At 37.6% G+C, this 26,226-nt stretch carries 25 protein-coding genes; 22 read left to right on the plus strand and 3 right to left on the minus strand.

The window, feature by feature from the left end; all coding sequences use genetic code 11:
- The first annotated feature begins 51 nt into the window (after positions 1-51).
- The 9 genes from HY58_RS13945 (at position 52) to HY58_RS18975 (ending at position 10,945) form a co-directional block, all read left to right on the plus strand.
- Positions 52-588: an RNA polymerase sigma factor gene (locus HY58_RS13945; RefSeq protein ID WP_039133131.1), complete on the plus strand. Its 537-nt coding sequence runs from the start codon at positions 52-54 to the stop codon at positions 586-588.
- Between the two features lie 261 nt (positions 589-849).
- A complete protein-coding gene (locus HY58_RS13950) occupies positions 850-1,548 on the plus strand; it encodes a DUF4386 domain-containing protein (protein WP_039133132.1) in 699 nt (232 codons plus the stop codon).
- 250 nt (positions 1,549-1,798) lie between these two features.
- Positions 1,799-2,098 (plus strand): hypothetical protein, encoded by a 300-nt coding sequence (locus tag HY58_RS13955; RefSeq protein WP_039133134.1) that lies wholly within the window; start codon positions 1,799-1,801, stop codon positions 2,096-2,098.
- Positions 2,099-2,109: 11 nt separating this feature from the next.
- Positions 2,110-2,652, plus strand: a complete 543-nt coding sequence (locus HY58_RS13960) for a DUF1003 domain-containing protein (RefSeq protein ID WP_039133136.1) — start codon at positions 2,110-2,112, stop codon at positions 2,650-2,652.
- On the plus strand, positions 2,649-3,392 hold the full coding sequence (locus tag HY58_RS13965) for a hypothetical protein (RefSeq protein WP_216593806.1): 744 nt from the start codon (positions 2,649-2,651) through the stop codon (positions 3,390-3,392). Before HY58_RS13960 ends, HY58_RS13965 begins: the two co-directional genes overlap by 4 nt.
- Before the next feature lie 158 nt (positions 3,393-3,550).
- Entirely contained in the window at positions 3,551-4,750 is a 1,200-nt protein-coding gene (locus HY58_RS13970) for a FecR family protein (RefSeq protein WP_052324135.1), read from the plus strand.
- A gap of 179 nt (positions 4,751-4,929) precedes the next feature.
- A complete protein-coding gene (locus HY58_RS13975) occupies positions 4,930-8,205 on the plus strand; it encodes a SusC/RagA family TonB-linked outer membrane protein (protein ID WP_052324136.1) in 3,276 nt (1,091 codons plus the stop codon).
- Positions 8,206-8,215: 10 nt separating this feature from the next.
- A complete protein-coding gene (locus HY58_RS13980) occupies positions 8,216-9,604 on the plus strand; it encodes a RagB/SusD family nutrient uptake outer membrane protein (protein WP_039133138.1) in 1,389 nt (462 codons plus the stop codon).
- A 36-nt stretch (positions 9,605-9,640) separates the two neighbouring features.
- Positions 9,641-10,945, plus strand: a complete 1,305-nt coding sequence (locus HY58_RS18975) for a TlpA disulfide reductase family protein (protein ID WP_052324138.1) — start codon at positions 9,641-9,643, stop codon at positions 10,943-10,945.
- Positions 10,946-10,997: 52 nt separating this feature from the next.
- Here the strand turns inward: HY58_RS18975 and HY58_RS13990 are convergent, their stop codons facing one another.
- From HY58_RS13990 to HY58_RS18980, 3 genes are all read right to left on the minus strand, one after another.
- Positions 10,998-11,315 carry a hypothetical protein gene (locus tag HY58_RS13990; protein ID WP_039133140.1) on the minus strand — a complete coding sequence of 106 codons (318 nt, stop codon included), beginning with the start codon at positions 11,313-11,315 and terminating at the stop codon, positions 10,998-11,000.
- Positions 11,316-11,338: 23 nt separating this feature from the next.
- On the minus strand, positions 11,339-11,815 hold the full coding sequence (locus tag HY58_RS19240; RefSeq protein ID WP_072037630.1) for a MauE/DoxX family redox-associated membrane protein: 477 nt from the start codon (positions 11,813-11,815) through the stop codon (positions 11,339-11,341).
- Between the two features lie 99 nt (positions 11,816-11,914).
- Positions 11,915-12,877 (minus strand): AraC family transcriptional regulator, encoded by a 963-nt coding sequence (locus HY58_RS18980; protein WP_052324140.1) that lies wholly within the window; start codon positions 12,875-12,877, stop codon positions 11,915-11,917.
- 376 nt (positions 12,878-13,253) lie between these two features.
- Between HY58_RS18980 and HY58_RS14000 the strand changes: the two genes are divergently transcribed.
- From HY58_RS14000 to HY58_RS14055, 13 genes are all read left to right on the plus strand, one after another.
- Positions 13,254-13,727, plus strand: coding sequence for an AraC family transcriptional regulator (locus HY58_RS14000; protein ID WP_253271573.1), 474 nt, complete (start codon positions 13,254-13,256; stop codon positions 13,725-13,727).
- A 76-nt stretch (positions 13,728-13,803) separates the two neighbouring features.
- Positions 13,804-14,544, plus strand: coding sequence for a heavy-metal-associated domain-containing protein (locus tag HY58_RS14005; protein ID WP_039133147.1), 741 nt, complete (start codon positions 13,804-13,806; stop codon positions 14,542-14,544).
- A gap of 223 nt (positions 14,545-14,767) precedes the next feature.
- Positions 14,768-15,166, plus strand: coding sequence for a hypothetical protein (locus HY58_RS18985; protein ID WP_052324141.1), 399 nt, complete (start codon positions 14,768-14,770; stop codon positions 15,164-15,166).
- A gap of 95 nt (positions 15,167-15,261) precedes the next feature.
- Complete coding sequence (locus tag HY58_RS14015; RefSeq protein ID WP_039133149.1) at positions 15,262-15,633, plus strand: hypothetical protein; 372 nt, start codon at positions 15,262-15,264, stop codon at positions 15,631-15,633.
- Between the two features lie 61 nt (positions 15,634-15,694).
- Positions 15,695-16,126, plus strand: a complete 432-nt coding sequence (locus HY58_RS14020; RefSeq protein ID WP_039133150.1) for a heavy metal-binding domain-containing protein — start codon at positions 15,695-15,697, stop codon at positions 16,124-16,126.
- A 39-nt stretch (positions 16,127-16,165) separates the two neighbouring features.
- Positions 16,166-17,455 carry an efflux RND transporter permease subunit gene (locus HY58_RS14025; protein WP_039133151.1) on the plus strand — a complete coding sequence of 430 codons (1,290 nt, stop codon included), beginning with the start codon at positions 16,166-16,168 and terminating at the stop codon, positions 17,453-17,455.
- Between the two features lie 2 nt (positions 17,456-17,457).
- The gene (locus HY58_RS14030) at positions 17,458-19,383 is read left to right on the plus strand and encodes an efflux RND transporter permease subunit (RefSeq protein WP_039133154.1); all 1,926 of its coding nucleotides are present in this window, start codon (positions 17,458-17,460) and stop codon (positions 19,381-19,383) included.
- Positions 19,384-19,389: 6 nt separating this feature from the next.
- Entirely contained in the window at positions 19,390-19,599 is a 210-nt protein-coding gene (locus HY58_RS19980) for a GDCCVxC domain-containing (seleno)protein (RefSeq protein WP_072037631.1), read from the plus strand.
- A gap of 11 nt (positions 19,600-19,610) precedes the next feature.
- Entirely contained in the window at positions 19,611-20,876 is a 1,266-nt protein-coding gene (locus tag HY58_RS14035) for a TolC family protein (RefSeq protein WP_039133155.1), read from the plus strand.
- Positions 20,873-22,252: an efflux RND transporter periplasmic adaptor subunit gene (locus tag HY58_RS14040; protein WP_253271574.1), complete on the plus strand. Its 1,380-nt coding sequence runs from the start codon at positions 20,873-20,875 to the stop codon at positions 22,250-22,252. The genes HY58_RS14035 and HY58_RS14040 overlap by 4 nt, the downstream gene beginning before the upstream one ends.
- Positions 22,253-22,254: 2 nt before the next feature.
- Positions 22,255-23,451 (plus strand): efflux RND transporter periplasmic adaptor subunit, encoded by a 1,197-nt coding sequence (locus HY58_RS14045; protein ID WP_039133158.1) that lies wholly within the window; start codon positions 22,255-22,257, stop codon positions 23,449-23,451.
- 365 nt (positions 23,452-23,816) lie between these two features.
- Entirely contained in the window at positions 23,817-24,737 is a 921-nt protein-coding gene (locus HY58_RS18990) for a tyrosinase family protein (protein WP_052324142.1), read from the plus strand.
- A 237-nt stretch (positions 24,738-24,974) separates the two neighbouring features.
- Complete coding sequence (locus HY58_RS14055) at positions 24,975-26,222, plus strand: hypothetical protein (RefSeq protein ID WP_039133161.1); 1,248 nt, start codon at positions 24,975-24,977, stop codon at positions 26,220-26,222.
- The last annotated feature ends 4 nt before the right edge of the window (positions 26,223-26,226 follow it).

A 26,226-nucleotide genomic window follows, 5' to 3' on the forward strand; every position in this document is an offset into this window, starting at 1 on the left:
GTAATCAAACTGTTTGTCTTGGAGCATAGGAACAATATTAAACAAATACAAATGGCACTGCTTTTCCATCAAGGAGAAGAACAGGGGCTTGCTTTTTTTTATCGTGAGTTTCTCCCCGCACTTTCACTGTATGCGAATAAGTGGATTCAGGATTTTTCTGTTGCCGAAGAAATTGCTTCAGGTGCGTTTATTAAAATATGGAAGATGCACCATAAGCTCGATAGTTATGGTGCGATACGTGCATACCTGTATAAAATAGTTTACAGGGATGCGATGCATTACTTACGAAAGGAGAAAAAGCGAAATAGTGTAGAAGAGTTTGCTACTGAACCAGACATTAATTATGATACACCTTATAACCATCTTATAAGAACAGAAACATACCGATTGATCCGTTCTGCTTTAAAAGAACTTACACCTGGCAGCCAGCGAGTGCTTACTATGTATTACCTGGAGGGTAAATCAAGTGTTGAAATTGCTGCCGAATTAAATGTAACTCCGGGTACTGTAAGAAACCAAAAAAAACAAGGACTCACTGTGCTTCGTAAAAAATTCAAACAGTTTCTGTTGTTATTTTATTTCTGCTAAACTTTCGGCCTAAGAGAAAGCACAAATACTGAAATATTCATGTGATTTAAAATGCAATTGTGCAATTCACAACCTGTCTGCCGATAGGAAGGTCTAAAAAGTGCATATGGCAATTAAAAAAAATCAAACCTTAAAATTTTTTGTAATCAATGAGGGTTGTGTAAATTTATATGTTGGCGGTCATTTTTAAAAGATTCTTACGTCCTGAAATACTAAAATTGTAACAAATCCTTCAATTATACGTATCGCATTAAAGTAAAAATGGATTCAAAAGTAAAAATTGCAAGAATCGCAGGGTTCCTTTATTTACTAATCATAATTTTTGGACTCATTGCTCAAATTTTTGTTCGTGACAACCTGGTTGACTACGACAATGCAACAACTACTGCAAAAAACATCCTGGCTTCTGAATTTTGGTACCGATTCGGTTTTGTCAGTGAATTGTTGATGTTAGTTTGTGATATAGGAGTAACGACAATTCTCTACATATTACTTAAAGATACCAGCAGGAATTTATCCTTACTTTCGACTTTATTCAGACTTTCAAGTATAATTATTTTAAGTGTTGCCGCTTTGACTCATTATGCGGCATTATCCTTTTTGAAGGGTTCAAACTACCTTGATGTTTTTACATCTTCCCAACTCAATGCATTTGCATTATTGTCTATAAGGTTACATGGTACAGGATATAACATCAGTCTTTTATTTTTTGGCTTTCATCTGATTATTCTTGGATTCTTGATTTATCAGTCACGGCTCTTTAAAAAATTCTTAGGAATACTTCTGTTAATTGGCGGTATATGTTATATCGCTAATAGCTTCATATGGTTTCTTTTCCCAGACTTGGTAAAATTAATTTATCCTGCCATTATTATACCCTGTGCAATTGGAGAATGGATATTTTGCTTTTGGTTATTAATAAAAGGGGTAGCGGTGCCTAAAATTAAAACTCTTAATTAACCAAAAGGGATCATCCCCCCAAAAAAACAAACCGCCAACCGGGGCTTTCAAAATGGGGCATACGGAAGCCGTGGTTCAACTTTTGTTTTTCAATTTGGCTTCGAACGAATAAATCTCAACAAAAGAATTTAACTTCATCATTAGTTTTTCAATCGGCTTCAGTTGTTCACAAATGCAAATGAAATAGGCAGTAATTGTACTCCAACAATTCATTGAAGTACATTGTGTGTTTAAGATTTACCTTCATAAGATGGCAAATAATACATCTCAACACATCCTAAACACATCAGCAAACCTCTTGGGATTTTGCCTGTTTGTAATTACATCACTACGCATTGCAAATCTAACCGAAACGCTCATTATTGACGAATTGACTTCAATCATTTCTCTTCTTTTGACCTTCTCATGCGGATTTTCATTTATTTCCATCCGAACAAAAAACGAAATCAGAGAAGAACGGTTTGAAACAATTGCCGATTATTTTTTTATGCTCTCCCTGGTTGGAATTTTCATTATTATTTTACTCATCACTTTTAATTTCGTTAAATAAATTTTATAAAAATGAATCCCGATTCAGTAAATCTTCTCAAATCAGAAAGCGAACAATTGATCAAACTTCAACAAATAGTTCAACAAGCAATTGAAGAAGAAAAATTAATTGTTGAAAATCTTTTACATCCGCCTGAAGAAATTTTAAATAGGGGCCAAAGTGTTTCCGATAAAGTTGCAAGGTTTGGTGGCAGTTGGAAATTTATAATTAGTTTTTCAGTTATACTTGCTGTTTGGGTTTTATTCAATACCCTTTCCCCTAAAAGGGATGATTTTGATCCTTATCCCTTCATTCTTATGAATTTAGTATTATCTGCTATTGCTGCATTGCAAGCGCCTATAATTATGATGAGCCAAAACCGAAAAGAAGAAAAAGACAGAAAGAGAAGTGAGAATGATTATCTGATAAATCTTAAGGCAGAATTAGAAGTAAGAAATTTGCATCAGAAATTTGATTTGTTTTTAGAAGCACAAATAAAAACGCTGTTTGATAGTCAGGCGAAACAATTAGATATATTGAAGAATATAGAGAATGAAATAAAACTACGTAAATGAGTAGCATAAATAAATTACCACAAATCACAGTTTCATTTTGGGTAATGAAAATTTGTGCAACTACACTGGGCGAAACCGCAGGGGATTTATTAGCACAAACGATGAAGGTTGGTTATGCTATCAGTTCAGCTATTTTGTTAGGTTTCTTTTTTGTTACACTTGCAGTTCAATTGTTTTCAAAAAAGTATAACCCCGTAATTTATTGGACTGTAATACTGGCAACAAGTACCGCAGGAACTACTATGTCAGATTTTATGGACAGGACTTTGGGCTTAGGCTATGCTACTGGCTCTTTAATTTTAATTTCTCTCTTAGTTTTTACACTTATCATTTGGAAAACAAAAGAAAAATCTTTATCGGTAACAGATATACTAACCAAAAGAGGCGAAATATTTTATTGGACAGCAATATTAATTTCAAACACATTAGGAACAGCATTAGGCGATTTTTTAGCAGACAATTCAGGGCTTGGTTTTTCGGGTGGTGCATTTTTAATTGGCAGTTTATTGCTCGTAATAATTTTTGCTTACTTTTTTACAAAAATCTCACACATTATTTTATTTTGGTTAGCTTTTGTTTTGACGAGGCCGTTTGGTGCAACTTTTGGGGACTTACTTACAAAACCACTTGACAAAGGTGGGCTAAATTTTGGGACAATTGGTTCATCGGGAATACTATTTGGAATACTTATGATTTTGGTAATAATAGAAATACGGAAAAAATCAAAAAATGCACAATAGTTAAATTAGGATTGTAAGATCTTTTTTTTCGGGTCAGATAAAAGTATAATTTCTCTTCTGCAATCATCCAGCTTTCAGATCATTAAAGTTTTTTTTAATTTTTTATACGTTTCTGCCCCGACCTTTCTTTTTATTCAAAGACAGAGTAACTTAATAGTATGAAACAAAATCCTTACAGCGATATGGATCAACCGGCATACCGTATTGCCTATCTCATAGCAGGTTTTATCAGGAATACGATTACAGAAAAAGAGCATGATGAACTGGATGATTGGGTGAACGAAAGCGATGATAATATGCGGCTCTTTGAAGAATTGACTGATGAACAAAACCTTGAAGCCAATCTTGCATGGATGGATAAAGTGCAAACGGAACAATCGTATAAAGCATTGCAGGAAAAAGGCGCATTTGATATACCCCGAAAAAAGTTTCAATTAAGTCCTGTATGGATGGTGGCGGCAAGTGTTATTCTTATTGTTGGTGTATTTATTATTTATCGCTTTGCAGGAAACAGCAGTACGAGTGATAATAACATAGCTGTTTCTGATACCACTCAGTTAAAGCCTGGTGGCAACCGTGCAACACTGACCCTTTCTGATGGTTCCGTTATTGATTTAACAACGGCTAACAACGGAATAATTGAAATTGGTAAAGGCTCTCATGTGAACAAACCGGCCGCTGGAGAGTTAGTGTATGATGCGGGTGTTAGTACTGATGAAACCCCGTCTATTCATACACTCTCCACACCGGTGGGTGGGCAATACCATGTTACACTGCCTGATGGAACTAAGGTATGGCTGAATGCGGCAACAAAATTGATGTACCCATCGAGGTTTGCTTCCAATGAACGCAAAGTGGAAATTGATGGTGAAGCTTATTTTGAAGTAGTGAAAAATGACCAGCAGCCGTTTCGTGTAGTGCTGCAGGATGGTTCAACCGTTACCGTGTTAGGCACTCACTTCAATGTGATGTCTTATACGAATGAAACAGAAAAAGAGATAACCTTATTGGAAGGAAAAGTAGCTGTTGAAAAAAATAATAGTGTTGAAAATCTTGAACCGGGAACACAGGCGATTGTTAAAACAGACGCAATAACCAAAAGAACCGGAATTGATACAGAAGAAATAACAGCATGGAAAAACGGGCTCTTTGTTTTTCATGATGCAACGATTGAATCCATCATGAAACAGGTAGAAAGATGGTATGATGCAAAAGTGGTGTACAAAGGAGATGTGAAACAATTATTCAATGCAAGCATATTGCGGAGCGAACCGTTGTCAAAGCTTTTGCGTTTGCTGGAACTTAACGGATATGTACATTTTAAAATTGAAAACAAAACGATTTATGTATTACCCTGACGATTAAATAAAACCAACGGTTAATACAAACAAAAAGCCGGAAGTGTTACTAGCACTGCCGGCGGAGTTTGGGTTAACCCTTACTATCAACTGAGGCTATCAACTGAATTCAGAAACCCAAACATTACAAAGCTATGCAAATTATTACTGCGGGAGAAAGACTAAAGTGCATACTAACTATGAAACTTTTAATCCTGTTTACCGTAATCACCTGCCTTCAGGCTTCTGCAAGAAGCTATGGTCAAACAGTATCTTTATCTCTCCAAAACGCTCCGTTAGAAAAAGCCTTTAAAGAAATAAAAAGGCAAACCGGTTACTCCTTTGTATATACAAGGGCACAACTTAAAAACACCAGCCCCATTACCTACCAGGTAACCAACGGCTCTTTAAAAGATGTTCTTGAACAGTGTTTCCGCAATCAACCGCTTTCTTTCGTTATAGAAGATAAATACATCGTTGTGCAAACGAAAACGATTCCAACTCAAAGCAGTGTTACCGTTACAAATCCCATAGATATTACAGGAAGAGTTGTTAGTGAAAGTGGAGAACCGCTGGAGGGAGTAACAATTACAGCGAAGAAATCAGGGAAGATGACTGTTTCAAATTCAAAGGGTGAGTTTAATCTAAAAGGCATTGATGAAAACGAGACCTTACTTGTCACCAGTATCGGTTACCAATCTGAAGAAATAGAATTAAACAAACTAACAAATATTGCAATAAAACTAAAAGTTGCCATTGGGCAGCTTGATGAAACCATTGTGATGGCTTATGGAAAAACAAGCAGACGCCTTAATACGGGGAATATTAGTAAAGTATCATCGGATGAACTGACCAAACAACCAGTAGGAAATCCACTTCTCGCTTTATCCGGTCGTGTGCCAGGTCTTGCTATTACACAAAGCAGCGGTATTAATGGTGCCGCAGTAAAAGTTCAACTACGGGGACAAAATTCAATATTACAAGGGTCAGAGCCACTCTACATCATAGACGGGATTCCGTATGCTGCAGGCAACAATCGTTTAAACCAAATAACCAATGCTACAGATGAAATAGGTATGAGTCCTTTCAATCTAATAAGCATTGATAATATAGAAAGTATAGAAGTTTTGAAAGACGCCGACGCCACAGCGATCTATGGTAGCAGAGGTGCAAACGGAGTTATTATCATTACTACGAAAAAAGGTGTTCCAGGTAAAACAAGATTCAGTGCAAATGTAAATTCTGGTTTAAGTAAAGTCACTCGTACTATGGATATGTTAAATACTCAACAGTACATCCAGATGCGGCGGGAAGGTTTTTTAAATGATGGTTTAATACCAAGTGCAGATCCTTCTGACCCCGGGTATGCACCTGATATCATGGTTTGGGATTCTACCCGGTACACTGATCTTAAAAAATTACTCATTGGCGGAACGGCACAAATAACCAACGCACAGATTTCATTAACAGGCGGCTCAACCAATACTCAGTTTCTCATTGGAGCGGCTTATCAAAGACAAACTACCGTCTTTCCAACAGAACATGGAGATATTAAGACCTCGGTAAACTTCAGCCTAAATCATACTGGCAATAATAAAAAGTTAACAGTACGATTGAATGGCAACTATCTTTCAAATGAGAATAAACTAAATATCATTGATCTTACCAGTTTTATGAATCTCCCTCCTAACGTACGACTCTACGATAATTCGGGAAAAATTAGCTGGCAGGAAAAAGATGTTTTGCTCAACAACGTGGTGTTTAGACCCAATCCGCTTGCTGCTCTAAACACGACTTATAATGGGAGGTTTAGAAATCTCATATCCAATATTGAAATAGGATATGAGGTTATAAAAGGTATGAAAGCAAGAATTAATCTTGGGTACAATATGCTGCAGGCTAACGAAACCAGTTCAGAGCCAAGCACCTCAATTGATCCGAATTCAGGCAGTCTCCCATCAGCCAACTTTGCCAACCGAACACAACTTAGTTGGATTGCAGAACCTCAGTTTGAGTATAATAAATCTACAAAACTGGGAAATATAACTGCTCTTTTAGGCGCAACTTGGCAAGAGAATAGAACTGATGCTATTTCGGTACAAGCATTCAATTATGCTAATGACATATTGCTTGGTTCTATCAATGGTGCAGGAACAGTACGCACAACAAATAGTGTAGCTCTATATCGCTATACTGCTGCTTTTGGACGACTCACTTATAATTTCAAAGACCGTTACATTTTAAATGTCTCAGGAAGAAGAGATGGATCAAGCAGGTTCGGGCCTAACAATCGCTTTTCCAATTTTGGTGCTGCCGGTGGTGCCTGGATATTTTCAAATGAAAAAATATTTGCCAAACGAATTAAGTTCATAAGTTTTGGAAAGGTTCGGGCAAGCTATGGCATTACAGGGAACGATCAAATTGGAGACTATAAATATCTTGATACTTGGACAGCAGTTCCGAACACTTACCAGGGTATTCCCGTAACCAATCCATCAGCTTTATTTAATCCTGATTTTAATTGGGAAAGGAATAAAAAAATTGAAGCTGCCATTGAATTGGGATTTCTATCAAACAGGATACTTCTCTCCGTAGTTTATTACAGAAACAGAAGCAATAATCAGTTGATTAATTATACGCTTCCTATCCAAACAGGTTTCGTGAGTGTTTTAAAGAACCTAGACGCATTACTCCAAAATCAAGGAATGGAGTTTCAGCTTAGCACGAAGAATATAAGTTCCAAAACTCTTACATGGACAACATCACTGAATTTTACAGCAAACCGCAATAGGCTCCTTGCTTTTCCGGGCCTCTCCACATCCAGCTACTCTAACACTTACATAATAGGAAAATCTATCACTACAAGAAGGTTATACCGGTATCTGGGTGTAAAAACTGCTACTGGCTTATACCAGTTTGAGGATGTTGATGGAAGTGGTTTTTTGGATAAAAACGACAGGATTAATTATGTAAATACTGATCCAAAATTCTTTGGTGGCTTGTTAAATTCGTTGCAGTATAAGAGGCTATTGATAACAGTGTTCTTCGAATTCAGAAAGCAAAAAGGATACAATTTCCTAAGTAATAATAGTTCAATATATACACCCGGCTATGGCCTCGTAAATCAACCTGTAGCTGTTTTAAGCCGCTGGCAAAAGCCCGGTGACGTTACTAACATTCAAAGATATACTGCCAGCTCATCATCTGATGCTTTTAAACAAATGAATATTTACTTGCCAATTTCCGATGCAAATATTTCCGATGCTTCCTTTATCCGCTGTAAAAATATTTCAGTGTCTTATGATATTCCATCTAAGTTCTCAAACAGTATCAAAGCTGAAAAATGTATGATCTTCTTAAACGTTCAAAATCTCTTTGTTATAACAAAATATGAAGGGGCCGACCCCGAAACACAAAACATGTTTGTACTGCCGCCTTTAAGAACTATAGTGGCCGGTCTTAATATAACTTTTTAATGATAATGCAATGAACAACAAAATATATTTGAAGCTTATTCTAATAGTCGCCTTCCCAATTTTATTTTTTACTCAATCCTCGTGCAAGAAATTTGTGGAAATTGATGCCTCACCCAACCTTATTCAATCAGATCAATTATTTGCAAACGACGCAACTGCTTTGTCAGCGGTAAATGGCGTTTATCTGCAAATGAGAGCCGTTTCTCCATCCTTTGCAAACGGAACTCTTAGTGTCTATGGCGGCCTATGCGCAGATGAACTAACTCCACTAACTCCGGTATTGGAATATGACGCTTTCTCTAAAAACTCCGTTCTTTCAACAAGTACAATAGTTAGTTCGCAAATGTGGGGTTCGGCTTACAGAGTTCTATATAGGACAAACGCTATAGTGGAAAATCTTCAGCGAAGTACTGGAGTTTCAACAGCCACAAAAAAACAACTGATTGGAGAAATGAAGGTGGTAAGAGCACTATCTTATTTTATTCTGGTCAACCTGTTTGGTGATGTTCCATTAATTGTTTCCTCCGACTATCGTGAAAATGAACACAAACCGAGGGCTGCAGTAAATGAGGTATATCAGCAGATAATAAACGATTTAACTGATGCAGTAAACCTGCTTTCAGAAGATTATCCAAGTAATGGAAGGCTACGTCCCAATAAATTAACAGCCGCTGCTTTGTTGGCGAAAGCATACCTTTTCAATAGCGACTGGTCAAACGCTGAGATATTATCATCGCTAGTAATTGTATCTGGCAGATACAATTTGCCAGCTAACCTGAATGATGTATTTAAAGTTACTAGTGCAGAAACAATTTGGCAAATTGCACCTGCAAATGAATCTCGAAACACAGTTGAAGGCAGTTTGTTTATCCCATCTTCAATTACCAGTATACCTACTTTTTCTCTGAGTTCTTCTCTTAAAATTGCGTTTGAAAGTGGCGATCTCCGCAAGACTAACTGGCTCGGAGTAAACACTGTTAATGGCAACCAGTACTATTATCCGTTTAAGTATAAGCGACGGACTGCAACCCCAGTTGATGAATATAATATCGTTCTTCGCCTTTCTGAGCAATATTTGATTCGGTCAGAAGCAAGAGCCAGGCAGAATAGAATTGCTGAAGCAATTGCCGATTTGAACATGGTAAGATCGAGAGCCGGACTTCCAAATACATTAGCAAGCGATCAAGCCACATTGCTGTCAGCCATAATCAGTGAAAGGCGGGTTGAGCTATTTGCTGAGTGGGGCAATCGTTGGCTTGATTTAAAACGATACGGACTTACCAATACAATACTTGCACCTTTAAAGGGAAATAATTGGCAGGAAACAGATATTCTTATGCCTGTTCCTTTCGCCGAAATTCAAATAAACACTTCACTAATACAGAATCCCGGCTATTAGATCCAACCATCATTCTTTTACCTTAAAAGTTAATTTATGAAGTTGACTTACAGATATCTCTTTGCCTGCCTGTTTACAATCCAAATCAAGACAGGCATTTCGCAAGAGCTACAGATTGGGCAAACAATGCCAAATTATACATTCTACAACGTTCTCAATTATGAAAAGGATCATATCGTGTTAAACGATTTTAAGGGGAAACTTGTAATCTTTGATTTTTGGAGTTTCTATTGTGCTCCATGTCTCGAAAACTTTCCAAAAATCGACTCCTTTCAACAACGGTTCAATAATCAGATACAAGTGATATTAGTGAATAGGGACTCTAAAGAAAAAACAAGAGAGTTTTTTGAAAAAAGAAAGAGACTAAAGATTCCCAAAAATATTCCGCTAGTAACAACAGATTCCATTTTAAATAACATTCTCCCACATCAAGGCGTACCTTTTTATGCGTGGATTGATGGGAACGGTAAACTATGTTATATAACGCATGATCAAGTTACAGTTGAAAAAATAAATCGCCACTTAAAGGGGGACTCGATGCTCTATACAAAGGCTGCAAATACAAAATATTTGAAGACAGTTTTTGAGAAAGACGTTGAAAGCCATGTAAAGTATGGTACACATATTCTAAAGGGAACTGATACATTGAATTTTCACATTGATTATCCCGGAGATAACATTCCTTACGACTGTCGTTCTATACAAGATCTATATCAGTTTGCTTTCAACGAATCTGATAATGATGCAATGCATGGCTTCAGGGAACATGGAAGAACAATTCTTGAAGTGAAAGAAATAGAAAAGTATAAATATCTATCCGGAACCGGTTATGATAAATGGCGGGGAAAGCATGGGTATTATTATCAATCAATACTGCCTGAAGCTCTTAAAAAAGATAAATACAAAATCATGCAGGAAGATTTACGACGCTATTTTAATTTGACCGTCAGTATTGAAAAAAGAAAAGTTCGGTGCTTGGTTCTAATTAGAACTTCAGGTAAAGACAAGCTAAAAACAAAAGGCGGAAAGCCAGAACAGACAACCTTTTCCGTTGAACTTAAAACAAAAGATAACGACCCAGAAAATCCTCCTGTTCGGTTTATCCGGAATAAACCATTTCAAAACCTGTTTGGTATATTCAGGGCGTTCGGTGACTGGAGATTTGATATAAAAGTTATTGACAGCACAGGCTACAGTGATAATATTGATTTTGAAATGACAGAAGACGAATTAGAGAATTTGACAATTGAAGGGCTGCGTAAGGCATTAAAACGATATGATTTAGATCTTGTTGAAAGATATATCTATATGGATGTGCTTATTCTTAAAGAAAAAAACTAATTATTAGGGACAAATCGTAATCTGTTTGTCCCTAATAATTTCAGTCGTTCAATTAATTCTGTTGTCTTATTCTTTGCGAAGCAGGTTGTCCTGATATATCCTGTCCCAAAGTAACCGTTCCATTTGTTCCGAATAAACAGTTTGGCAGCACCTGGTCTTTACAGGCATCCACAGAAATTACATCTCCCTTGAGCATGTCATTGTAGACTGCTGTTGTGCTGCTTATTTTATTATCCGCACCAACAGGATACCAATCATAGGTCGTTTGAAGATTCTGACTCGCATTCTTTGGTTCAGTTTTAAAAGACTGTAACAAGACAAAACCAACAGCTAAAAATGCTGCGATGGTTCCCAACAAATACTTTTTCATAAAATAATATTTAATTGAATTAATTAATGCCTACTTTCTTCTACAGGTGTTCGGCTATTCCTGTTTATTGCAATAAAGAGTTTGTTATTATTTGAGAGCCACAAGGCCAGGATACTTAGCAATAGAAAAAAGATATTAAACAAAAGATGTTGCGACCAATTCATTTGTTTTAAAACACCACCGCAGGAACAAGGCAGGTTTGTAGTAAATAACAGCATGTAAGAAATGTATAAAGTAAATAATGCCATCAGCAACATGGATGCTGCTAATCCATACTTGCGTGTACGTGGAAAAAACAATAAAACAGAAGTTATGATTTCGACAATTGGAAGCAGCCATGAAAGGGCTATTGCACTTGTTGCTAAAAGAGGTGACTTTGATAATACTATTTGAAACTCCTCATGTTCCTTTAACTTACTAATTCCAGTGTAAAGGAAAAGTAAGATGAATAGAGATGCTGTCAGTTCTATTAAAAATTGTTCAGTCAGGAGTTTTCTCATAGTGCAATTATTATGCACTATAAAGATCATGTAATAATCAATTAACTTTTTGACAAAGAGGTTTGTCTAAGAACCGATAAGTTTTGCGAAAAGTATTTATTATCTTCTTAAAGAGCCTGGGGTCATTCCAAATCGCCTGCGAAAGGCAGTAATGAAGTTTGTTGTGCGAGGATAACCTACCATAGCACAGATATCTTTTATTGGTCGGTTTGTAGTTAAGATAAGATGCCTGGCATGTTGCATTTTCCGATCAATTAACCAGTCAAAAATGCTTGCATTAAAGTATTGCTTAAAGCCGGTCTTTAATTTATATTCATTCAAAGCTACCTTTCTTGATAGAGAACGGATAGAAGGAGGTTTTTTAGATATGTATGATTCAAGAATATCTCTTGCTTCATGAATACGGGCTATTTCAAATGGCGTAAAGGATTGTTGTGAAGGATTTGTTTTAAATGCTGTTTCGAGTAATTGATACAAAAGCTCCCTCACCTTCAGATCAAAATAGAATTGCCTGGTTGCTTCATCATAAGGGCAATTAAGAATTTGGTTGATAATTTCTTTCATACAGGGCAGGCTCCAGCAAGGTTTTCCAGGTAGTATTATTCCTGATGATGAAAGCAACACATTCTTCAGTTCGGGAAAATAAGGCAGCAGTTCTTCTAACAGTTTTGGCGAATAAAAAACATCGAGTGCCCTGAATTCGTTTGTCTTTTCAAATACTGCACTGCAGTCTGAAGATTCTGTAAAGAAACAGGCATATTGATCTTGCCTTATGTGCAGGTTCCCGATAGTATTGATCCGTTTGCGGGTTCCATTCTTAAGCATAAAATAACTGTACAGCCCGTTGGAATGTATCCAGCCCTTTGCATTAATTTTTTTCAAAAATTTTCCAATGAGAAAACGAATCGTATAATACTCCCCGTGCAATTCCTGGATAACCAGCTCCGCAAGATTTGATTTGGCTTGAAATGAAGTAGCTCCACAAAGAATTGGTCCGGAGTAATCGGAAGGTAATCCGGATTCGAATTTCAGGGGATTCCCATTGGATAAAGTTAATTCCATACTCAAGTATTTTCATTTAGCAAAAGACAACTAATCAAAACCCTATAACAGTCAGGTATGTTATGTTCACGGATTTACAATATGGAACAACCGATTCAAAATTAATATTTCTGATTGAAAGCTTATATAGTAATGGAATTTGTTTATTTATTTTAATAGCTCAGCTCAGGAAGACTACTCTTTGGATTTCTTTAGCTTCTTGGTATTAAAGGAGTTGAAATTCAACTAATTAACTGGAACGAGAGACTTAGTATCTTCACCACCTTAATAAATAGTATCAATGATCCTGTATATCAAAAACATGGTCTGCAATCGTTGTATCCTGGTTGTAAGACAAGAACTGGAAAAACTACATCTTCAGATCAATAATATCAGTTTGGGAGAAGCCGAACTTGCAAAAGTTCCAACAACAAAGCAAATCCAACTGCTTAACGAAGCCCTGGAAAAGTTGGGTTTTGAGTTATTAGATAACCAGAAACAGAAGCAAATTGAACAAATAAAAAACTTACTGATCAAGAAAGTGCAGTCAGGCGAGGTAGAAGAACATTTTAGCATTAGCGGTTTTTTAAGCAAATCATTGAATAAGGATTACAGTTATATCTCCCGTTTGTTTTCTGAAGTTGAAGGCATCACGATTGAGCAGTTTTTTATTTTGCAAAAGATAGAAAAGGTAAAAGAATGGATTGTATATGGAGAATTGAACCTTAGTGAAATTTCTTACAGGTTAGGTTATAGCAGCGTTTCCCATTTATCTGCACAGTTTAAGAAAGTGACTGGCCTTACGCCACGTCATTTTAAAAAAATTGGTAATACCCATCGCCAATCACTGGATAATGTTCATTACAAATAGGTATAAATATTTCCCATAATTCTATAACATTGTCACGGCCCTGTTGAGGGAACTTTGTGTCATTGATATTATTACTATGACACATACTTATAACATTAGCGGAATGACCTGCGGCGGTTGCCAGGCTAAAGTGCAGGGGTTTTTATCAAAAGTACCAGGCGTTAAAAATGTTCGTATTGATTTAGCAAAAGGAGAAGCTATTATTGATATGGATAAGCATATAGCAACTGAGGATTTGAAAGCTTCATTAAACGATTACCCTAAATACCAATTATCAGAAACGCATCCTCCAATTCATACTGTTGTTTCAGCGATAGAAAAAGAAGAAGGAAGATCATGGATAGCGACTTATAAACCAATCTTGTTGATATTCGGTTATATTACGGGTGTCACTTTTCTTACAGAATATATACATGGAGATTTCATCTGGATGCGATGGATGGGTCATTTTATGGCCGGGTTTTTCTTAGTTTTTTCATTTTTTAAGTTGCTTAACCTGAAAGGTTTTGTTGAGAGCTACAGCATGTATGATATTGTTGCAAAAAAATGGAATGGCTGGGGCTACGTGTATGCTTTCACTGAGCTGGCTTTGGGTATAGCCTTTCTTGTCGGCTTCAATCCCATCCTTACCAATTCTGTTACCTTTGTGGTGATGACAGTAAGCATTATCGGAGTTTTACAAAGTGTTTTAAATAAGCGTAAAATAAAATGTGCCTGCCTTGGTGATGTGTTTAATTTGCCCATGAGTACCATCACTATTATTGAAGATGCACTTATGATTGGAATGAGTGCAATTATGTTAGTAACAATGCTGTAATGACCATAGTAAAATCAATAGGACATTTTTTCTGGAAAATATTCAAAGCGATCTTTGTAAGAAAGAAGGATTGCTGTAAATAATTATCATAGTTGACCTACTTACAGAACTCATGTGCCGAACTGATACTTGTCATATACCTAATACAGTTAAATTCATTCCTTTGTGTTGGGTTAACAGAAATAGGAAAAAATCTAAATAGATTATTATAACTTTGATATAGATGAAAAGGTTTGCAGCAGTCATATTAGCAGTCTTGTACATCAGTACTTCCGCTGGTGCTACCGTGCATATGCACTACTGTATGGGCAAGCTTGCAGAATGGGGTTTGGGTCATAAAGAATCCGAAACCTGTGGCAGTTGTGGAATGAAAACCAGTGAGGCCAAAGAAAAGGGTTGCTGCAAGGATGAACTTAAGTTTGTAAAGAATAGCAGTGATCAGAAAATTGTCGAATCTTCATTTCAGTTGATGGGAATAATGGGAGCATCCTTTATTCCTGAATATGCTGAATTACCTTCTATACAAATTTCTTCCGTAACTGAAGAAAACCCCGTCAGCAATGCACCTCCACGAAGTAATGCTGTTGCTGTTTATATTCTCCACAGAACTTTCCTGATTTAAAGATTACATTTTTTTAGAAGCCGGACAATCCTTTTGTCGGGCTATTGGCATTTCTATGTGTCAAATAAATATTCCTAACATTTAAAATTTAAAAAATGAAAACGCTAAAAATGCTTTTTACTGTAGCCATTTTGGTAGTTACAGTGTCATTTGCCAATGCACAAAGCGACAAAACAGAAAGAACCATTGGCATCAAAACAGAAAAAATTAAAGTATCCGGTACATGCGGCATGGATAAAAGAAGAATTGAAACTGCGGCATATTCAGTGGATGGAGTGAAGTCGGCTGTATGGAATGAGTACACACAAATACTTGTTTTGAAGTACAGCGTATTTAAAAAAGATGCTGGAGATAAAGCCCAAAGAAGCATAGCATCTGTAGGTAATGATACCGAAAAGTACAAAGCTGAAGACGCTGTTTACAACAAACTGCCAGATTGTTGTCATTACCGAACTATGAAATTGTAACACTTCAAGATTGAGATGACTGACTTAAAAAGTAAATCGAAAAAACAAATTATCAAACAACATGAAAGCTTTTAAAATGCTGATGATGGCAGCGTTAACCATCATGACCGTTTCTGTCCATGCCCAGGAAAAAGCAGGCAAAAAAGACACACTAAAACATGCTACACTTTATAGCTGCCCAATGCATGATACAGTCGCTATGAAGAAACCAGGTAACTGTCCTGTTTGCGGCATGAAGCTGGAACGTTCAAAAAAAGAACAAATGAAGGTAGCGGTAATGAAGAATTACTCATGCCCTATGCATGCTGAAGTTACCAGTAATAAACCCGGAAAGTGTTCTAAATGCGGCATGGATCTTAACCTGTCACCGAAAGAAAAAATGAAAAAAGAGGTAATGAAAATGTACTCATGTCCCATGCATTCAGATATTACGAGCAATAAACCAGGCAAGTGTTCCAAATGCGGCATGGACTTAAAAGAGAAAACTAACTAAGTACTGGTTGTAACTACTTTGAATACCTAAAATCAAGTTATGGTTCAAAAATTTATTGAGCTGGCTTTACGCAACAGGCTTATTGTTCTGCTCCTGGCAGGCGGCCTGTTTGCGTATGGCATTTACTCAGTCAGGCAAAACCCTATTGATGCCATTCCTGATTTGAGTGAGAACCAGGTAATCGTTTTTACAGAGTGGATGGGTCGCAGTCCGCAGGTGATGGAAGACCAGGTAACATATCCGTTGGTGAGCAATTTACAGGGTATCCCAAAAATCAAAAACATCCGGGGCTCTTCGATGTTCGGTATGAGTTTCGTGTATGTGATTTTTGAAGACAACGTTGATATCTATTGGGCGAGAACAAGAGTATTGGAACGTTTAAATTTTGCACAACGTCTATTGCCGCAAGGAGTAACACCATCACTTGGACCTGATGGAACAGGTGTTGGTCACATCTATTGGTATCATCTGGATGCGCCGAAAATGGATTTGGGCGAACAACGTGCATTGCAGGATTGGTACATCAAGTTTGCATTGCAAACAGTGCCGGGTGTTGCTGAGGTTGCATCCTTCGGTGGTTTTGAAAAACAATACCAGTTGGTCGTTGACCCGGTGAAGTTGCAGTATTATAATATTTCGCTGATGGATGTAATGAATAGAGTGAAAGCGAATAACAATGACGTTGGCGGCAGGAAATTTGAAATGGCAGACATGGCTTATATCATCCGGGGGTTGGGCTATATAAAAAACAAAGAGGATGTTGAGAATATTGCATTGAGTAACTACAATGGCATTCCTGTAAGGGTAAAAGATATTGGCTCTGTTCAAATGGGTGGTGATTTACGTCTTGGCATTTTTGATATGGACGGCAAAGGCGAAGTTGTAGGTGGTATTGTAGTGATGCGTTATAATGAAAATGCCAATAAAGTAATTGAAGCAGTAAAAGCAAAAATGAAAGAAGTTGAGAAAGGCCTGCCTGAAGGCGTAACCTTTAAAACTTCTTATGATCGCAGCACCTTAATTCAGGAAGCCATTGATTCTGTAAAAGGAACGTTGATTGAGGAAATGATTGCAGTGTCATTAATAGTGCTCATCTTTCTTTTCCATTGGCGCAGTGCAGTTATCATTCTTATCCAATTGCCCATTTCAGTTGCCGCCGGTTTCATTTTTCTTGAACTATTTGGCATCTCTTCCAACATCATGTCGTTAACTGGTATTGCACTGGCAATTGGTGTTGTGGTAGATGATGGCATTGTGATGGTAGAAAATGCGTACCGGCATATCAGCGAGTCACAAACAGCTAAAATTAATTCATCAGACAAAGTATAAACATGGCAAAGTGGTTCAAACGAAATAAAGACCCGTTGACATCAGAAGAAAGAAATGACATTATTGAAAAGTCATCTAAACAAGTAGGCCCTGGTGTTTTTTATTCTACCATTATTGTGGTTACTTCTTTCCTTCCTGTTTTCCTGCTTACAGGTATGGAGGGCAAACTATTCCATCCGCTGGCCTGGACTAAAACTTTCATCCTTTTAATAGATGCTTTTTTAGCAATTACGTTAACGCCGGTATTGATTTCCTTTTTTCTGAAGGGCCGACTAAAACCAGAAAGCGCCAATCCAATTACAAGAACATTGGAAAGAATTTATACCCCGATATTGAAATGGTGTTTGAAATGGCGTAAAACAACTATTGGTATCAATATAGTCGCATTAACTGTGGGCATTGTTATGATGACCCGCCTGGGTTCAGAATTTATGCCACCATTAGATGAAGGTTCTTTGTTGTTCATGCCGGTTACCTTGCCGGATGTCTCCAACTCAGAAGCAAAACGATTGTTGCAGGTACAGGATAAACTCATTCGCACTGTTCCTGAAGTAGTACATGTGTTGGGTAAAGCTGGTCGTGCTAATACTGCAACCGATAATTCTCCCATCAGCATGATTGAAACCATCATTCTCTTAAAACCAAAAAGCGAATGGCGGAATGGCATGACCAAAGATGGCATCATCAATGAACTGAATGCAAAAATGCAGATACCCGGTGTTACCAACGGATGGACACAACCCATCATCAACCGCATCAACATGCTTTCAACTGGCATCCGCACCGATGTGGGATTAAAAGTATACGGACAAAATCTCGACAGTATTTATGCATTTGCTCAAACCATCAAAAAGCAACTGGAAGGAATTGATGGTGTGAAAGATCTGTATGTTGAACCGATCACCGGGGGTAAATACATCGATATTGAAGTGAAGCGTGAAGAGATTGGTCGGTATGGCTTGAGTGTTGATGATGTAAATCTTGTCATTGAAAGTGCATTGGGTGGCATGAAGCTCACAACAACGATTGAAGGCCGCCAACGCTTTTCTGTAAATGCTCGTTATGGGCAGGATTTCCGCAACAATCTCTCAGCATTGAAACGTTTGCAGGTACAAACAATGGACTTCGGCCCCATTCCTTTAGAAGCAGTGGCAGATATAAAATTGAGTGATGGTCCACCGATGATCAACTCAGAAAACGCAATGCTAAGAGGAACCGTATTGTTCAACGTACGTGAAAGGGATTTGGGCAGCACCGTTAAAGAAGCGCAGACAAAGCTGAACCAAATGATCACTAAACTGCCCAAAGGTTATTTTCTTGAATGGAGTGGGCAATGGGAAAACCAGATTCGGGCCAACCAAACCTTAAAGACGATTCTGCCCATTGTGCTTATCATCATCTTCATGGTGTTATATTTCACGTATCATTCCTTTAAAGAAGCAGCAGTAACTATGCTCACTGTTCCGTTTGCATTAATCGGTGGTGTGTTTATGGTATATTTCTATGGCATCAATTTATCTGTTGCTGTTGCAGTTGGCTTCATCGCTTTATTTGGTATGGCCATTGAAACAGCGATGCTGATGACGATCTATCTCAATGAAGCCATGCAGAACATGGTGGCCAAACATGGTAACAGTAAAGCAACACTTACACCGGCCATTATTCGTGAATTTGTAATTGAAGGTTCTGCAAAAAGATTACGTCCCAAGTTGATGACGGTATCTGTTGGGTTGTTTGGTTTGATTCCCATTCTTTGGGCAACAGGTGTGGGCAGTGATATTATGCGTCCAATCACCATTCCATTAATTGGCGGAACCATTTCATCAACCATTTATGTATTACTGATCACTCCGGTAATTTTTGAAATGATAAAAGAAAGAGAATTAAAACGTAACGGTAAAATTGATTTGATTGATGTTAAAGAATAATAACCAATGAAGATATTACTTACATCAACCATTACCTGCCCTTATTGCAAATATCAGCAAGAGGAAGAAATGCCCGTTGATGCTTGCCAATATTTTTATGAGTGTAAAAATTGTAAAACGATTTTAATGCCAAAACAGGGTGATTGTTGCGTGTTTTGTTCTTTTGGTTCCGTAGCATGTCCGCCCGTTCAAAAAGATAAAGATTGTTGTTCTTAAATTAATTACTAATGAAGAAGATCCTGTTCATGCTTTTGTTTATTCTATCTGTTTCAACCATTTCGGCTCAACAGGTAATGAGCCTGCGTGAGATAACAGACAGCATCAGTACTCAACATCCTGTTGTAAAAATGTACAACTATGAGATCCGCTCGATGGATGAAGCAGCAAAAGGTGCAAAAAGCTGGATGCCGCCTGAATTCAGCAGCGGTTTGTGGATGACGCCCTACAATCCCAATCGTTGGAAAAAAATGGATGATGGCATGGGTAGCTTCAAAGAAGGTATGGGTCAGTATATGATCGGTGGGCAACAAATGTTTCCCAATAAACAAAAACAAAATGCCGATGCAAAGTATATGCAAGCCATGTCATCTGTGGAGAAAGAAAAAAAGAATGCTTCGCTTAACGAATTGATAAATGATGCAAAACAGTTTTATTATGAATGGATCATTTTGAAAAAGAAACTGGCAATTCTTGATCAGAACGAGAAGCTGCTTGATTTCATGATCAAAAATGCGGAGATACGTTATAAGAATGGGTTAGAAAAAATCAGTGCATATTACAAAGCCAAAGCTGCATTGGGTAATGTACAGAACATGCGTTTGATGTTTGAAAACGACATCAAAGAAAAACGCATCCGTATCAACTCATTAATGGGTCGAAATGCTATGATCAATTTCGATATTGATACTACTTATCAACTGAATGATTACTCATCACTTGTATTTGACAGCACACTTCTGTACAAGAACCGAAGCGATCTGAAAGCAATTGATAAAGACATTACACTTACATGGTTAAAGCAGGAAACAGAAAAGAAAAATCTCAAACCTCAATTCGGTATCCGCTATGAACACATGTTTGGCTTTGGAGGGTTACCCATGCAATTTTCACTAATGGGTATGATGAAACTGCCGCTTACCAAATGGTCGTCCAAAATGAATAAAGCAAATATGGAGAGTTTGAAATGGAAAGCCAGTGCCCTTCAATCGCAAAAGGAAATGATGCTAAATGAATACAGCGGCATGGCTTATGGCATGCGCAATGAACTGGAGTTGAAAAGAAAACAACTGAAGCTCTACGATGATAACATTATCCCTGCATTGAAGAATAATTACAAAACCATGCAGCTGGGCTATGAACAAAATACAGAAGAACTGTTTATGCTTTATGACGCATGGGAAACTTTGTATATGACGCAACTTGAATATACAGAGTTGCTCAACCAGGCCTTGAAACTGCAGGTAACAATTGAACGGTTAATTGAAAAGAAATGAAACAACTGATTTATATAACAGCGATTCTCTTTGTATTCATTGCAGGTGCCTGCAAGAATAACAAAAACCCGCATGACAACCATCAGCAAGAGGTTACAAAAGACATGTATACTTGTCCCATGCCACAGGATTCCGTATTCAGTGATAAGCCTGGCATTTGCCCCAAGTGTGGAATGGAATTGGTAAAGATGAAGCAACCTGCTATGCAGCAAAATCATGAGCATGAGAATGAAGCAGTAGAATATACCTGTCCCATGCATCCGGAAATTATTCGGGATAAGCCCGGGCAATGCCCTATTTGCGGAATGGATTTGGTCAAGAAAGAAACTGGTGGCACAGCATCAACTGAAATTGGTCTGGATGCCTTACTTAAACCAACCAACGAATTTGTGGTTTCTTCCATTCCAGTTACTGCAATTGAAAAAAGAGAAGAACAGATTGAAATAGAAGCTTTGGGAACCATTGCTTACGACACAAAAGAAGTTGGGACTATTTCAGCGAGAGTAAACGGACGGATTGAAAAACTGTATGTACGTTACCGCTACCAGAAGATCAGTAAAGGACAGCGCATCATGGATATCTATAGCCCGGAAATATTAACGGCTCAACAGAATTTATTGTTCCTGTTGAAAAATGATGCAGGTAACGAAACGATGATTGAAGCAGCAAAAGAAAAATTATTACTGCTAGGCATGAGCAGCCGGCAATTGCAAGAGGTTGTACAAAGCAAACAAACTGCTTTTACAATTGCGGTGTACAGTAATTACAGCGGGCATATTCATGAATCAGCCGGTGCTTCAATGAATCCATCACCCGAACGAATGAAAGATGTATCGTTATTAACAGAAGAGCTTTCACTAAAAGAAGGCATGTATGTAAACAAAGGGCAATCGGTTTTTATCGTCTACAACCCAAATAAAGCATGGGCATTACTAAACATTTTTGGAGATAACCAGGGGTTGGTTAAAAAAGGAAACAGCGTAAGAATAGTTCCCGAAACATCGCCCAACAAAGACTTCAGGGCAAGTATTGATTTTATTGAACCTTTCTACCGGAAAGAGAGTAAAACTTTAACAGCAAGAGTTTACTTTAATAACAACAGTTTAAAAATTCCTATCGGCAGCCAGGTAAGAGCCATCATCTATGGTAATTCAAAAGACGCTTACTGGTTGCCAAAAGAAGCGGTGTTATCACTTGGGCTTGACAAAGTGGTGTTTCAAAAAGTGAACGGAGGGTTTAAAGCACACAAAGTGAACACCGGCATTTTGCATGACGAACATATTCAAATCATCAGCGGATTAACAGCAAATGATTCGGTTGCTGTTAATGCTCAATATTTAATGGACAGCGAAAGCTTTATTAAAGTAAACCAATAATTATGCGACATCTTTTTATGCTTCTGTTTTCAACTTCTGTTCTTTTTTCATGCAAGAGCAAACCACATGAGCATACAGAAAGCGATGTGTACTATACCTGCTCAATGGACCCGCAGGTGATTGAACACAAACCCGGCAAATGCCCCATCTGTAAAATGGATCTTACGCCAGTTAAGAAAAGCAATGGGGAAAAGAAAGATGAAATACAATTGAGTGATCAGCAGATACAATTGGGCAATATTCAAACCGACACCATTCGCAGTGGTACAATCGGTGATCAGTTGGTATTAACTGCCAGCCTCAACTTCGACCAGATGAAAACATCATCTGTGAGTTCAAGAGTAATGGGCAGGATTGAAAAACTATATTTCAAAAACCTGGGCGATTATGTAAGCAAGGGAGCAGCGTTATATGCGATCTACAGCGAAGACCTCAACAACGCCAAACAGGAATACCTTCTTGCTTTGGATCGGAAGGGAACATTTGCTGCCGAAACAGCTATCGACTTCGATCAGTTATTGCAGAGCGCCAAAAACAAATTATTGTTGTGGGGATTGAGTGAAGCCCAGATCAATGAACTGGCGAAAACAAAAAAACCTTCAGCACTTACAACGTTTTACAGTACGGCATCTGGCTACATCACTGCACTCGATATTCGTGAAGGTGATTATGTAATGGAAGGAGGAACTATTGTAAAGCTGGCCGATCTCTCTACTCTCTGGGCAGAAGCACAGGTGTACACTTCGCAACTTGCAGAAATCGATCTGAACGGAACAGCCACTGTACAATTACCCGATATGGAAGGCAAAGAAATTAAAGGACGTATTGAGTTTGTAAACCCTGAGATCAACCCAGATACAAGAATCAATCTCATTCGTGTGTCTATTCCAAACACCGGCAATCAATTGAAACCCGGCATGCCAGCTTATGTATTACTGAAAAGTTCACAACGCAAAACACTTGCATTACCTATCAATGCTGTTATCCGTGACGGAAAGGGTGCAACAGTGTGGGTACAGACAACCAGCAAAACCTACAAAAGTGTGATGGTTGAAACTGGTTTGGAAAGTGATGACAGAATAGAGATAAAATCCGGATTAAATGTTGGCGATGTGGTAGTAATAACTGGTGCTTACCTGTTGCAAAGCGAATATATTTTTAAAAAGGGAGCCAATCCAATGGAAGGTATGAAGATGTAAAACCAGGCATAAATATTATTGGATTAGTGTTTTTGAAACATTTACGGGATTATTTTTATTTTTTTCTGACTTCTATAAAAAAATTGATAGAAGAAATTGAATTTTTAAAGCAATTATATCATGCTAAAAAATACTACTACTGCATCTGTAACCGGCTATCATTGAATGAGAATGTTTAGGGAAGCGAAGACCCTGCTACAAACAAAATATACCACTTTCGTGGTATTGATATCTTCATACATCGGTGGTATATTTAAGTTTCGAATAGTGTAATATCGTTTGAAGTCCCTTCTTCGCTATAAGTAATACGAGACGTTTATTCTTTTTCAGCATTAAGATAAAGTAAACCTTAAACCTTTCATATCATGGCACACGGTAAATTATTCCCCCGCAAAACAAAAAGTGTAAAGGAATGGACAATCAGCCCAGTTCAAATGAAGCAGCTCTTAAAAGAAGCTCCAAAACAAATTGGCAAACAAAAAATTAAATCACCTGGATTAAAAATCAACATTGAAGATTTACAGTTTATTCCAGAAAAGTTTTCGCATAAAGATTTACTTAATCCACATTGGTTTTGGCATAAATATTTTTGCAGGCCAAAATACCGTCGTCGGAAAAATCAAAAAAATCTTACCCCATTAGAATGGAGTCGTTTTATTTATGCTATTGAAGCATTAGCCGATACGGATACACCTGCACCAACTTACCAGGAATTCGTACAAATACATGTGCAGGCAATGACCACACCTGCCGGGCACATGTGGGGTGCACATGGAGGCGTAAATTTTTTAACATGGCACAGGGAATACCTGGCAAAATTGGAAGCAAGATTAATAGCTATCAATCCCTTGGTAACAATTCCTTACTGGAACTGGATAGAAGACAGGTATATACCACCTCAGTTAAATAACAGTGCTGACTTTACCCGTTGGGGAATTACACGAGGCGGTTCATTCAACGATACTTTATTGCCAACGGCAGCCCAGCATGCTGCCCTAATGACGAATACCGCTTTTGCTTCTTTTTCTTCTCAGTTAGAAGCATCACCTTTCCATAACAGGCTGCATGGCTTAGTAGGCGGAACCATGGGAACGGCTTCATCACCTGCCGATCCAATCTTCTGGTTACATCATGGTTTTATAGATAAGTTATTTGCAGACTGGCAGGTGTTAAACCCCGCTGCTACACATCCTAATCCTTCAGAAATATTAAAGCCATCACCTATTATGACAAGAACAAATGCACAAGTATGGAGCACATTGGCATTAGGATATGTATATGCTTAATCTGTAAAAAAATAAAGCCAGGTGCAGACTTATTTTAGAACAGGCAATTCTTATTATGAAAACATTTATTCAGGTAGCCAGGGATATAGCAAGAACAGTTTGTGAATGGGCAAGAAGTTCAAGATTTGCAACATTCGGCTGAGTGGATATTATAACTGATACAAAAGATTTACTTAAATTACCGCTGTTTAAAGGAGCGGTAATTTTTTTTAAAATGCTAACTTATTAAGTAGTCAAATGTCTGAAAATCCTTCCCAACTCATACGGCAATACAAAGAGGATAAACAATCGGTTTACAATACCTGGTTTATCAATAATGAAGAAAGGCTTAAAGCTTTTCGTTCAATCCGGCGAGGAGTAATGCAGGTGATTGAGGATATTAAGAGTAAAAAATTTCCGAACGATTTCAAAGGTTCCTCACTTGAGTTTGTACTTACCTGCATCACTGAGCAAAAGCAGGTATTTGAAGGAGCATCTCATCCGTTTTACTGGAAGCCTAAACTTAGGATACCCGATATATATGAGAACGAAAATAATAAGCAGGCTTTCGGACAGTTTTTAGAAAACTGTTTGAATGCAAAATCAGAAGAACAGATCATTAAAGAAATTATCAGGCTTGATAGTTTAAAGATAAAAGGGCTTGGACCTGCAGTAGCAAGCATTCTTTATTTTCTGCATCCCACTATTATTCCTCCATTTAACACAGCTATCATTAACGGCTTTAATTTTTTATACAAAGACAAAAAGAAATTAGGTAGCTGGAATGAATACCTGAAGCTGAGAGAAGTAATGATTGATGCCAATAACCAGCACCGTTCCGAATTATCATCCGATCTGGGAGCTATTGCAGGCTTATTGTTTGAAATTGGAACACAGAAGCTGATTTTGGGAAGCGATGTATATTTATCAGAACCCGAACGCAAAAAGTTAGAAAAACTAATAGAGAAGCGTCAGGAAAGTGTGCAGCAGGAAAAAGACGAAGAAAATCTGCATACGGAAATGCAATATCATTTATTAAAAATTGGGAATGCTTTGGGCTATGACGTTATTGCTGCATCTAACGACCGTTCCAAATCACATTGTGGTAGCAGTTTTTCATTTATAAGTTTACAGCAATTCCCTGAAATTAATTTGGAAAGAGACACATTAAATACGGTAAAGCTGATTGATGTATTGTGGTTTCAGAAAGGAACTAATAATGTCATTGCTGCCTTTGAGGTGGAAAAAAGTACCAGTATTTATTCTGGTATTCTGCGGCTGACCGATTTAAGCTATACCATAGCCGACGGTGATGAAGTATTCTACCTGATAGTACCTGATAAACGAGAGAAGGACGTTTGCCTTCAACTTTCCCGCCCTGCAATTAAACAAAACAATGTAATAATTAAATACATCCTGTTTTCAGAACTCCGCAATCATTGCGATGCACTTTGTAAGTTTGGAGAAAGTCATCACATCATGGAAAAAATTGCGAAGGCGGTATAAATAA

This window comes from Flavihumibacter sp. ZG627 (assembly GCF_000814325.1).
Classification (GTDB): Bacteria; Bacteroidota; Bacteroidia; order Chitinophagales; family Chitinophagaceae; genus Flavihumibacter.